This is a genomic window from Rhodococcus sp. P4_F3_2 (assembly GCF_056401335.1).
This window is the reverse complement of sequence record NZ_JBFUJN010000068.1, coordinates 1-10,185: the sequence shown is the minus strand read 5'-3', so window position 1 is coordinate 10,185 and position 10,185 is coordinate 1. Positions and strand designations below refer to the sequence as shown.

General features: G+C 61.0%; 14 protein-coding genes and 1 pseudogene. 5 read left to right on the top strand and 10 right to left on the bottom strand.

The window, feature by feature from the left end; all coding sequences use genetic code 11:
- The 4 genes from AC1DWA_RS32420 to AC1DWA_RS32405 form a co-directional block, all read right to left on the bottom strand.
- Positions 1-1,130, bottom strand: a 1,130-nt coding sequence (locus AC1DWA_RS32420) for a BCCT family transporter (protein ID WP_477917539.1), incomplete at its 3' end; no start/stop codon positions are given.
- An 84-nt stretch (positions 1,131-1,214) separates the two neighbouring features.
- Positions 1,215-1,646: a DoxX family protein gene (locus AC1DWA_RS32415; RefSeq protein ID WP_020908616.1), complete on the bottom strand. Its 432-nt coding sequence runs from the start codon at positions 1,644-1,646 to the stop codon at positions 1,215-1,217.
- Positions 1,647-1,694: 48 nt separating this feature from the next.
- Positions 1,695-2,054 (bottom strand): GntR family transcriptional regulator, encoded by a 360-nt coding sequence (locus AC1DWA_RS32410; protein WP_020970329.1) that lies wholly within the window; start codon positions 2,052-2,054, stop codon positions 1,695-1,697.
- A gap of 25 nt (positions 2,055-2,079) precedes the next feature.
- Entirely contained in the window at positions 2,080-2,763 is a 684-nt protein-coding gene (locus AC1DWA_RS32405; protein ID WP_477846242.1) for an SDR family oxidoreductase, read from the bottom strand.
- Between the two features lie 94 nt (positions 2,764-2,857).
- On the opposite strand from AC1DWA_RS32405, the gene arsC reads away from it, so the two are divergent.
- Positions 2,858-3,211 (top strand): arsenate reductase (glutaredoxin), encoded by a 354-nt coding sequence (gene arsC / locus AC1DWA_RS32400; RefSeq protein ID WP_020970331.1) that lies wholly within the window; start codon positions 2,858-2,860, stop codon positions 3,209-3,211.
- 10 nt (positions 3,212-3,221) lie between these two features.
- Here arsC and arcA read toward each other — a convergent pair whose 3' ends face one another.
- Positions 3,222-4,439, bottom strand: a complete 1,218-nt coding sequence (arcA, locus tag AC1DWA_RS32395; protein WP_019744713.1) for an arginine deiminase — start codon at positions 4,437-4,439, stop codon at positions 3,222-3,224.
- A 99-nt stretch (positions 4,440-4,538) separates the two neighbouring features.
- Here arcA and AC1DWA_RS32390 point away from each other — a divergent pair, with 99 nt between their 5' ends.
- Positions 4,539-5,027: a heme-binding beta-barrel domain-containing protein gene (locus AC1DWA_RS32390; protein WP_069146403.1), complete on the top strand. Its 489-nt coding sequence runs from the start codon at positions 4,539-4,541 to the stop codon at positions 5,025-5,027.
- 5 nt (positions 5,028-5,032) lie between these two features.
- On the top strand, positions 5,033-5,512 hold the full coding sequence (soxR, locus tag AC1DWA_RS32385) for a redox-sensitive transcriptional activator SoxR (protein ID WP_019744715.1): 480 nt from the start codon (positions 5,033-5,035) through the stop codon (positions 5,510-5,512).
- On the opposite strand, the gene AC1DWA_RS32380 is transcribed toward soxR, so the two are convergent.
- From AC1DWA_RS32380 to AC1DWA_RS32370, 3 genes are all read right to left on the bottom strand, one after another.
- On the bottom strand, positions 5,498-5,980 hold the full coding sequence (locus AC1DWA_RS32380) for a DUF2505 domain-containing protein (RefSeq protein ID WP_019744716.1): 483 nt from the start codon (positions 5,978-5,980) through the stop codon (positions 5,498-5,500). The genes soxR and AC1DWA_RS32380 overlap by 15 nt on opposite strands.
- Before the next feature lie 48 nt (positions 5,981-6,028).
- The gene (locus AC1DWA_RS32375; protein WP_019744717.1) at positions 6,029-6,874 is read right to left on the bottom strand and encodes an SDR family oxidoreductase; all 846 of its coding nucleotides are present in this window, start codon (positions 6,872-6,874) and stop codon (positions 6,029-6,031) included.
- A gap of 142 nt (positions 6,875-7,016) precedes the next feature.
- On the bottom strand, positions 7,017-7,160 hold the full coding sequence (locus AC1DWA_RS32370; protein WP_162267916.1) for a hypothetical protein: 144 nt from the start codon (positions 7,158-7,160) through the stop codon (positions 7,017-7,019).
- 492 nt (positions 7,161-7,652) lie between these two features.
- On the opposite strand from AC1DWA_RS32370, the gene AC1DWA_RS32365 reads away from it, so the two are divergent.
- Positions 7,653-8,069, top strand: a complete 417-nt coding sequence (locus AC1DWA_RS32365) for a helix-turn-helix domain-containing protein (protein WP_003946231.1) — start codon at positions 7,653-7,655, stop codon at positions 8,067-8,069.
- A 42-nt stretch (positions 8,070-8,111) separates the two neighbouring features.
- Here the strand turns inward: AC1DWA_RS32365 and AC1DWA_RS32360 are convergent, their stop codons facing one another.
- Both AC1DWA_RS32360 and AC1DWA_RS32355 read right to left on the bottom strand, forming a co-directional pair.
- Positions 8,112-9,113 (bottom strand): hypothetical protein, encoded by a 1,002-nt coding sequence (locus tag AC1DWA_RS32360; RefSeq protein ID WP_477846243.1) that lies wholly within the window; start codon positions 9,111-9,113, stop codon positions 8,112-8,114.
- The gene (locus tag AC1DWA_RS32355) at positions 9,110-9,610 is read right to left on the bottom strand and encodes an ImmA/IrrE family metallo-endopeptidase (protein WP_003946241.1); all 501 of its coding nucleotides are present in this window, start codon (positions 9,608-9,610) and stop codon (positions 9,110-9,112) included. Before AC1DWA_RS32355 ends, AC1DWA_RS32360 begins: the two co-directional genes overlap by 4 nt.
- A 178-nt stretch (positions 9,611-9,788) precedes the next feature.
- Between AC1DWA_RS32355 and AC1DWA_RS32350 the strand changes: the two are divergent.
- Positions 9,789-10,185 (top strand): annotated as a pseudogene (locus tag AC1DWA_RS32350) (hypothetical protein); the annotation flags it as partial.

Below are 10,185 nucleotides of genomic sequence, written 5' to 3'. Positions count from 1 at the left end.
GTCGTGGGAACGGCGATGACGCCGACGATGAACTGGCGGATCGTGCGGCCGCGGCTGATGCGTGCCAGGAACATGCCGACGAACGGCGTCCAAGACACCCACCATGCCCAGTAGAAGATCGTCCACGACGAAAGCCACGCGCCCGTTTCAGGATTCGACGACGCACCCGTGCGGGCGGACATCTGGGCGAGGTCGGAAACGTATGCGCCAATGGTCGTCGGGAGCAGATTGAGAATCAGCACGGTCGGCCCGAGAACGAACACGAACAGCGCCAAGATCAGCGCGAGCACCATGTTGATGTTGGAGAGCCACTGAATTCCCTTGGCCACACCGGAAACTGCCGAAGCGACGAATGCCAGGGTCAGCACCGCAACGATGGCCACGAGCAGGAATACGCCGGCTTCTTCCATCCAGCCGACTACCTCGAAACCGGAGCCGATCTGAAGTGCGCCGAGCCCCAAAGATGCTGCGGTACCAAAAAGTGTGGCAAAGATCGCCAGGATGTCGATGACCTTGCCGATCGGCCCTTCGGCCTTGCGACCGAGCAACGGAATGAAGGCCGAACTGAACAGTTGCTTGCGTCCTCGGCGATACGACCCGTATGCAATGGCAAGGCCCACAACGGCATACATCGCCCAAGGATGAAGACCCCAGTGAAACATGGTGGTGGCCATAGCAGTTCCGACGCCACCGTCGGTGCCGGGAGGCGGAGTCACGTAGTGCGCAAGCGGTTCCGCGACACCGAAGAACATGAGGCCGATCCCCATGCCGGCGCTGAACATCATCGCGATCCAGCTGACGGTTCGGAACTCGGGCTTCTCACCGTCCTTGCCCAGCGGAATGTCGCCGAATCGACTGACCGCGAGGTAGATGGAAAACAGCACGAAAGCCGAAGCTGCGAGTACGAAGAGCCAGCCGATGTTCGTCACCAACCAGCCGAGAACACTTCCGGTTACCGAATCGAGGTTGTCGGGAGCTACGAGGCCCCACACGACAATAGCCAGCACCGCGGCAGCCGCCACGGAAAACACCACGTAGTCGGTCCGAACGCCTACTCGAGTAAAGCCCGTCTCCGGGCGCTCTTCGTTGGCCCCGGAATCTTGTTCGGATCGATCAGATTTCGTCACCATAGATGACTACGTTCGTCACTTTATGGGCCAAAAGCAAGCCGGAAGGCGGGCTCAACGTCCGTTGAACCCGCCTTCTCACCCCGATCAAGCTGGGGTTTTAACCCAACCGTTGCCCTTGCCGATCAATCCGTCGATACTGATGCGTCCTGCGCCGATCACAGCGATCAAGAGCGATCCGACACCGAGTGCGACGACGAGTTCGTAGCCACCGTTGTCGATGAAGACACCCTTGTCCGCGTGCACGATGAAGAACGCGCCGACCATGTCGAGGAACAGCAGAGCGCCGACGAGCGGGGTCAACAGACCCGCGATGAGCAGGATTCCGCCGCCGAGTTCGATGGATGCAGCCACAACCGCAGAAATCTTGGGGAGCGGGGCGCCCATCCCTTCAAACGCGGCCTGCGTTCCGGCGATCTTGTAGGTGAAGAACTTCTGCCAACCGTGGGCGATGAAGATGATCCCGAGGCCGACACGGGCGATGAGGAGTCCGAGGTCACGAGCAATCGACGAATTCATGAGCCAAGACTGACAGCTTTAAGTTGAAGCGTCAACTTAAACATTGTGTCATGCACCTCTCAATGCCGACTCCACCATGGCGACGATCTCACTGTCGGAGTACCCGAGCGAGCGGACCCTATGCGCAAACGCGGTCGCCGCCTGCTCGGCCTGCGCCTGCACCGGATCGGTCCCCGAAGCGATGAATGTCCCTTGCTTTCCCCTCGTTTCGATGACGCCCTGATCGCTGAGCGCGCGATAAGCCTTCGCGACGGTGTTGGCCGCCAATCCCAGCTCCGAGGCCAACGCTCGCACCGTCGGGATCTTGGTTCCCGCGATCAATCCGCCACCGTGAACCTGCTCGATAATCTGTTGCCGCAGTTGGTCGTACGGAGCTGTGGAGGAATCGTGTTCGATTGCGATCTTCATCGTCACCCTCGTCGTATCTTCTCGGTCACAAGCCCTCGATCGCCTCGCGGATCGTATGCGGGCCGGAGGTCAGAACCAATGTCTGGCCGACGCTGGACGGCGCATCGATGAGCGCTTCGACGACCGCGGCGACATCGGCTCGAGGCACAGAGCCTCGATCGACGGGCGGCTGCGCAAGCAATACTTCACCGGTCGGGTCGTCGTCCGTCAGAAGGCCTGGCCGAAGAATCGTCCAATCCAGCGAAGACCTTGTCTTCAGGTCTTCCTCCGCTGCCGTCTTCGCCCGCAGGTAGGCGGCAAAAACCTCGTCGGTGTTCTCCGGTATTTCGTCACCAGCACCCATGGCGCTGATCTGAATGAACCGACGTACTCCCGCTTTCTCGGCGGCATCGGCCAACAGCACCGCCGCAGCTCGGTCGACGGAGTCCTTGCGCTCGATCGAGCTACCAGGTCCGGCGCCCGCGGCGAAGACCGCGACGTCGGCACCGTCGAGTACCTTCGCAACTTCCTCGACCGTGGAGGATTCCAGATCGATCACCACGGGGAACGCGCCGAGTGTGCGGACCGCACCCTCGTGCGCGGAGTTGCGGATCAGCGCTACCGGCCGATCGCCATGTCCTGCCAGCAGGTACGTCAGGTGCTGCGCGATCTTGCCGTGCCCGCCGGCAATGACCACGCGTCGTTCGTCCACACTTCGATGTTCCGTCATCGTTTTCTCCTCACACGTCGGTACTTCAGGTGCAGCACTCCGGAGCGGCCCGTTGTTCCCCTGTTTGTCCCACGAGTTCGGACGCAGAGGCAGAATGACGAACATGGCATCTGCAACCATCTTCCACAATCAACGGTGCAACACCTCGCGGACCGTTCTCGGGCTCATCCGGGAAGCCGGCATCGAACCCACCATTGTCAAGTACCTCGATACTCCGCCTACCCGATCCGAGCTGGAAAAACTCATCGCCGACGCCGGCCTCGAGCCCAGTCAAGCGGTTCGCAAGCGCGAAACGCAGTACAAGGACCTCGGACTCGCCGACGCTTCCGAATCCGAGATCCTCGACGCGATGATCGAGCACCCAATTCTGATCGAACGCCCATTCGTCGTCACTGACAAGGGCACGGTGCTCGCGCGTCCGGCAGCCAAGGTGGAAGAGATTCTCTGACGTCTACCGCTCACAGCGGATCGCGGGCGATCGGGCAGGACATGCAGCGAGGTCCACCGCGACCGGAGCCCAGTTCGGAACCCGCGATTCGCAAAACCTCGATACCCGAGGCCTCCAGCCTGGCATTCGTTTCGACGTTGCGCTCGTAAGCGACGACGACGCCCGGTTCGACGGCCAACGTGTTGTTGCCGTCGTCCCACTGCTCACGCTCGGCGGTCACCGTGTCGAGTCCGGTGTCGATCACTCGAAGTTTTCCGATTCCCATGGCGTCGGCTGCCGCTTCGAGGAACGGCGTCGCACCGCGAATACTCACCCCGTCGTCTTCCTTGCGAAGGGTGAACGCTGCCAATGTGTCCTGAATGGCCGGATACATGACGACCGCGTCGGCCTCGACCATGGTGCAGACCGTGTCGAGATGCATAGACGCTCGGCGTTGCTCGATCGGAACAACCAACACCGTGTGGGCGAGACCGTCGTCGAACACGCTACGCGCCAATGCTTCTGCGCCGGCGGGTGATGTACGTTCACCGACACCGATCGCGATCACCCCCGGCGCGAGAAGCAGCACGTCACCTCCCTCGACAGGAGCCGTGTGCGACTCGTACGCGCGGCGCACGCCTTTGAATCGAGGGTGATGCGCGTAGACGAGATCCGTGATCGAGGATTCGCGAGCTCGCGCTGACAACGCCAAGGACGTGATGATGACCCGTGGCCCGACCCAGAACGACGAATCGCGGGTGAAGAGCAAGTTGGGCAGCGGGTCGATCACGAAGTCACCGCCGTGATGCATCCTGCGCACCAACGAGGTCGAGCCGGCGTCGATCGGCAGCTCGTCGAACGTCATTCCGGCAGTAAGGATCGACGACAGCTCCTTCGGCTCTACCTTTCGCAGGTACGCAGCCAGGTGTTGCCCGAGCGCGTGGCCGATCTTGCGTGCGTCGACGGCGGCCGCGATTCCCTGGATCCTCGCTGCGCCACTGACCTCGAGCGCCTCGGTGAGGAGATCGGACAAAAGCAGTACCTCGACGCCGCGCTCACGAAGGACGGTCGCAAACTGATCGTGTTCTTCCTGCGCGCGGTCCACCCACGGCAACGCGTCGAACAGCAGCTCGTCGTTGTTGCGCGGAGTCAATCGTTTCAACTCGTCGCCCGGACGATGAAGAATGACCGATCGCAATCGGCCCACCTCGGAATCGACACCGAGGGGGACGGAGCCAGAAGCGTTCATGAGTGAACACTAATCCCGTAGGCCCCACCCAGCAGGGACAAGCAGCTTCCGTACCGGCCCGCGTAACGTCTGATCCGACGCAGGCGAGAGGACCACGCAATGAGTAGCACGGATCAGGCGGCGCTGAGCGGCGCCGGAATCGACAGGTTCACCGGGCGCTGGGTCGGCGCTGGAGCCGGACATTTCCCCACCATCGACGACTTCGAGTACTCCGAGGAGATCGAGTTCGCTCCGACTCCGAAACCGTTTGTCACCTACTCGTCGCGCACTCGAGGGCTCCCCGACGGCCGACCACTTCACATGGAATCGGGCTACCTGCGCCCGACACCTGGTGGTGAGCTCGAACTGCTGGTCAGCCAGCCCACCGGATTTGTGGAGATCCATCGCGGCACCGTCGACTCCGAAGGCACTCTTGCCTTGACCCGTCTCACGCTCGCAGCATCGCCCGACGCAAAACCGGTTCACGACGTCCGGCGAGTCATGCGCGTCCAAGGCGACACCCTGACCTACGACTTGTGGATGGCGCACGGCGACACCCCGCTGACGCATCATCTCCACGCCACCCTCCACCGGGCGACGGACCGGTAGTCGCCATGGAGATGCCGTCGTGGAAAGCCAAGGAACTTACGCCCGGCCAGCTCTCCGAGCGCAGCGGTGTCGCCGTCTCGGCCCTGCATTTCTACGAACGAGAAGGCCTCATCGTCAGTCGCCGGACCAGCGGCAACCAGCGTCGATACCAACGAGACACGCTTCGACGCGTCGCCTTCATCCGAATCTCGCAACGCGTCGGCATTCCACTGTCGGAAATCCGGGAAGCCCTCGGCACACTTCCTGAAGGCCGTACCCCGAACCGCGCAGATTGGGAACGGTTGTCGACCGGATGGCGGCGCCACCTCGATCTCCGCATCGAGCAACTGGAACGACTACGCGACAATCTCACCGGTTGCATAGGTTGCGGGTGTCTCTCACTGGAGGGATGCGCCCTCGCAAACCCTCACGATCAACTCGCTGCCGCCGGCCCAGGTGCACGCGTTCTGGAGGTGGATTTCGGCGCCGACTCAGGCGAGAAATGACTCGACAGCGTCCCGATCGCGCCCCAGCAAGTCCTCGACGGTCTTCTTCAGCAACTTCTCGATCTGGCCGCCGATGATCGGCATCTTCACTTCGGCCGTTCCGTCGACGACCAGTCGCGTGCAGGACTCGGCGGCGGTGAGGTCGAGCGTCGTCTCGATTCGTATCGGCAGTCCGTGCGCGATTCCGGTGACCGACCCTGCGGCCTTCCCGTCAGACAGAGGCCCCCAGTGGTCGACCCGTGTCAGACCGAGTCGACTCGGCGCAACCTTGGCGACCAGGTTAGGGAGGGAGGCGGAGTCGATTTCCTCGGACACGGATACTTCGATCGATCCGTCTCCAACTTCGATGTCCGAGGTGGCATAAAGGTCTCCGAGTCGGACTTTCCAATAACTCGGGTCAGTCAAAGTTCGATGCACGTCGTCGATCGGATATTTGAATTCGATATCGAAGTGAAAACTCTTCGGCATGACTTTGGTCCCTATTCGACTAGATAAAAGTCCCGTCGGAGTTAATGCTCATCGCTTGAGCAATTTACTGAACTGGTCGTTCGCTTTTTGCATCACGAACTCGTAAGGCGGGGCGAATTTGCGGGCCCACCAGTATCCGAATCGAATGTCATTGGACGTATACACGAGGTACGTGTTCTTCTCGATTCCCCGCAGAATGCACGAGGCCACCTTCTCCGGGGAGACCGCGCGCTTCTCGAACCGATGCGTGAGCTTTTTGACCCGCGGGTCATCCCGGTCGATACCCGCGATCTCCACGGTTCCCACCAAAGGCGTCTTCACCCCACCAGGCACAACCAGACTGACGCCGATTCCGTGCCGCTTCAGATCGAATCGCAGCACCTCGGAGACCCCGCGAAGGCCGAACTTGCTCGCACTGTAAGCGGCATGCCACGGCAGTGCCAAGAGCCCAGCGGCCGAAGACACATTGACCAGGTGCCCACCCTTGCCGGCGCGGATCATGGGCGGAACGAACGTCTCCATGACATGAATCGGTCCCATCAGGTTGACGTCAACCATCGACTTCCAGTGCCGATGCTCAAGGTTCTCGATAGTTCCCCACGCTGAAATGCCGGCGATATTCATGACGACATCCATCGGAGAGAATTGAGTGTGAATCTCGGTACCGAATTTCACGACCTCGTCGTAATCCGAGATATCGAGTGCCTTGGCCAAACTGACCGTGCCCCCTCCGGCACCAACCATTGCGGCAGTCTCTTGCAATCCACGGTCGTTGATATCAGTGAGAAACAATTCGGCTCCGGCCTCGGATGCCCGCAGTGCAGTTGCGCGTCCTATCCCACTACCAGCGCCGGTGATCAGGCATTTCTTACCCTCGAGCGACCTTACTGACATGGATCGACACTCCCCCGCACTCGTACTGTGGACATGCGGGAAAGTCTACGCACGCGTTGTGCGGCCGCCCCGAAACACGCATTGCGGCCGTGAGCATGCCATAACCCACGACCTCGGCGGCAGCCGCCGAACCCACCGACAGCTACAGACGCTGAGCCATCTGCTCTTGATAGCCCCTGACCGTACGGTCGAGTTCTTCCGCCGCTACATCGTCCCCACGCTTGCGTGCGTCGTGGGCTCGATCCTGGATTTCACGGATCGCGCGGCGCAGTTCGTCATCGCTCATCGTGTGTTTCATATCACAATTCTGCACCTACGCAGGGGGTTTAGCTAGCGCAGATTGCATTCCGGCAAACCGTTCAAGGTTCAACCCCGAAGTGATTCGAGCAACATCGCGAACAGTCGCCATAATTGCAACCGCATCACTCCACACCGTCACTGAACTGCGGTTTTCCTTTCGGAACACATATGAAAAACCAGGCTAACGCTTAGCTAATATCGCCAAAACGGGTGAAAGGTTTGATACTGGGCACATTAACCAAGTAATGGAAGGTTCGAATAGCGCGACCGTAGCTGCACAATCTTCGTGCGGCCGATACTCAATGTGCGCTGAGACATAGCTGAGCACTCAATGGCCGAACGAATCGAATCTCGGACACATTTGACAACTGGTCCACTAAACAGACTACGGTGAGCTACCGATCGGTTATCCGCGTGATACCGTAGGATTCACTGAACGGACAATTGCTAGCTAGAGAGGATTACGGGGCGGTTCACAATGGCTGACTTTGCAGAACGATTGAACAAACTGTTCGACAGTGTTCATCCTCCGGGGCGCAAACCCCACACCAACGCCGAGGTTGCGGCAGCGCTCATCGAAGACGGCCATCAGATCTCCAAGCCGTACATCTCGCAGCTCCGCTCGGGACAGCGCACCAACCCCTCGGACGAGACAGTCGCTGCGTTCGCCCGGTTCTTCAAGGTGAAGCCCGACTACTTCTTCAACGACATCTACGCTGCCAAGATCGATCACGACCTCGAACTGCTCTCGCAGCTCCAAGGTTACGGCCTTCGCCGCCTCTCGAGCCGCGCATTCGACCTGTCGGAAGAATCGCAGAATCTGCTCACCACGATGGCTGAAAAGCTCCGCGCGAGTGAGGGTTTGCCAGAGGTTCCGCCCGACGCGTCACGCTGATGCAAATGTGCTGAAGCACTGAATTGACATGGAGTAGGTCGACTACGAACGTCGACCTACTTTTGTCGTTTCATCGAGTTCCTTCGCCAACAACAACACCCATCGGCGCGCCGACATCTTCTCAGGTGGCGCAATCCATCTGGTGTCCAACACATCCGAGGCCAATGGATCCGCGATCCACCCCGCAAGTATTCCTGCATGGGCGGTAACTGCCCGGGGTGGTTCCTGTCCACCGACGTCGAACATCCCGGCGCCGGACTGTATGTACATCGCATCCATGATCTGGGCGATCATGTCCGATGCCCGGAGTACTGACGTACTTCCGGCACTGTCCGCGTCGACAACCTCGGGGAATCGCTTCACCAGAAGCGCATGCATCCGCCGGAGGCGATACAAGTCTCGTCGTGCGCGCAACCAGGTCTCGAGAAGCACCCACGTGATGCCCAGCGCTATCAGAACACTCGAGGCAGCGATGAACCACACCCCTGCGCCCGTCCAGATATCCGATTCGAGTGCGCTGGTGCCACCGATCGATTCGACCAGCATCACGACGACCACGACAAGCAAGACCGACGAACCTGTCACGATCAATGCGATACCGCGACCCAACGGCGCCCAGGCAACGTGCCGTAGCCCCGTCGAAATGACAAGGGACAGAGCGACAATGATAAAGATCAGGGCCGGCGCTGGGTATCCGAAAAGAACCGCGATCGCCACCAGGAGCCCCACCGAGTACAGCACCGTGGCGAGGCCGCGCATAGCTGGACGCGACATCACCGGCCAGGCAGACACGGCTCCGACTGCACTGGCCGCAGACAACGCGGTCCACAAGACGATGACGATCATCGCTGCGGCATGTTGCTCCGGCGCAATTCGATCGACGATGTCCCACACCGCCGGCACCATGACCGTCGACGACAATGCGACCGAGAAGCCTGCGAAGACCATCGACATTCGCAACGGCGTCGCGGTGCGCGCGACAACTCGACCCAGTCTCGCGCCGGCTGCAACCCAGACGAGAAGGGACACAGCCCAAAAGATCATCCGATCGCCTCGTCGTACCGCAACACCGACAGCGGTGTCCCACGGCCACTCATCGTTCGCAGACGCATGATCAACATCGACGCGAACGTCTCGGCTTCCCACTCCGCGATGTCATCCATCGGCACGGGTTCGTTGCGCCGCAGAGAACGTTGACTCAACATGTAGGCGATCAAATCGTCACTGACCTCGAGCGTCGCCTCGGCGATCTCGGCACCCTCGTGCCGAAACACTATGTGCCCCAACTCATGTGCCAGAGTTCGCTCGACATTGGGTAGCCCGGGAGCCAAAACGATGACGTCGTGGTCGTCGTAGGCCCGGCGCTGACCGCACACTCCGGTGGCGAGCGGGGTTTCCAGATCGATCTCGATCGGGCGCCCACGCTCGCGAGCGACTGTCTGCACCACCGTAAGCAGTGACACAGCCTCCGACGACGCTGCTGCGTCACATACGGCATCCACCGCGGCCAGAACGCGGCGATGTGAACGTCTGTCCGGCACGACTCACGCACCTCCCTGTGATCCGGGTGCCAGGAATTCGGCACGTGCGGCAGCCAAACGTGCCTTTTGCAACGATGCTCCGCGGAAAGTCATTGCTCCCGCACCGGCCGCTACGACTGCCATTCCGCCCACACCGCCGGCGACGGCGGCAGCGTTGAGAATCGGTGGAAGACCTTGAGTGAATGCTGTCGGGAATGCCTGCGGGTTCTCACTGGGACTCGCGACGTTCGGAGCGTTCGACGGTACCTGGGGAGCTACGGGTGCCGGTGCGGCCAGAACCTCGGGCGCGGACGGTGCTGCGACTGCGCCCGGCGCAGCGTTCGCCGGTCCACCGGCAGAGGGTGCAGGTGCTCCGCCGCCCGCTGACGGCCCCTGCGGATCAGACGGTCCAGCCGGCGGAACCGCGGCCTCCGAGGATGGCTCGGAACTCGACTGCGACTCGGAAGGGGACTGCGTCTCGGAGGGTGCTTCGCTAGATGAACTCTCAGTCTGCGAAGTTGCGTTGGTCGCGGGGGAAGCGCTGCTGCTCGGACGTTGCGACGCCGAAGGGTTGGTCGAGGCCTCAGTCGTCGTCG

Excerpts from the sequence above, each read along its gene's own strand:
- AC1DWA_RS32415 (WP_020908616.1), bottom strand. The coding sequence starts at position 1,646 with ATGAATTCGTCGATTGCTCGTGACCTCGGACTCCTCATCGCCCGTGTC.
- AC1DWA_RS32410 (WP_020970329.1), bottom strand. The coding sequence starts at position 2,054 with ATGAAGATCGCAATCGAACACGATTCCTCCACAGCTCCGTACGACCAA.
- AC1DWA_RS32405 (WP_477846242.1), bottom strand. The coding sequence starts at position 2,763 with ATGACGGAACATCGAAGTGTGGACGAACGACGCGTGGTCATTGCCGGC.
- arsC (WP_020970331.1), top strand. The coding sequence starts at position 2,858 with ATGACGAACATGGCATCTGCAACCATCTTCCACAATCAACGGTGCAAC.
- arcA (WP_019744713.1), bottom strand. The coding sequence starts at position 4,439 with ATGAACGCTTCTGGCTCCGTCCCCCTCGGTGTCGATTCCGAGGTGGGC.
- AC1DWA_RS32390 (WP_069146403.1), top strand. The coding sequence starts at position 4,539 with ATGAGTAGCACGGATCAGGCGGCGCTGAGCGGCGCCGGAATCGACAGG.
- soxR (WP_019744715.1), top strand. The coding sequence starts at position 5,033 with ATGGAGATGCCGTCGTGGAAAGCCAAGGAACTTACGCCCGGCCAGCTC.
- AC1DWA_RS32380 (WP_019744716.1), bottom strand. The coding sequence starts at position 5,980 with ATGCCGAAGAGTTTTCACTTCGATATCGAATTCAAATATCCGATCGAC.
- AC1DWA_RS32375 (WP_019744717.1), bottom strand. The coding sequence starts at position 6,874 with ATGTCAGTAAGGTCGCTCGAGGGTAAGAAATGCCTGATCACCGGCGCT.
- AC1DWA_RS32370 (WP_162267916.1), bottom strand. The coding sequence starts at position 7,160 with ATGAGCGATGACGAACTGCGCCGCGCGATCCGTGAAATCCAGGATCGA.
- AC1DWA_RS32365 (WP_003946231.1), top strand. The coding sequence starts at position 7,653 with ATGGCTGACTTTGCAGAACGATTGAACAAACTGTTCGACAGTGTTCAT.
- AC1DWA_RS32360 (WP_477846243.1), bottom strand. The coding sequence starts at position 9,113 with ATGATCTTTTGGGCTGTGTCCCTTCTCGTCTGGGTTGCAGCCGGCGCG.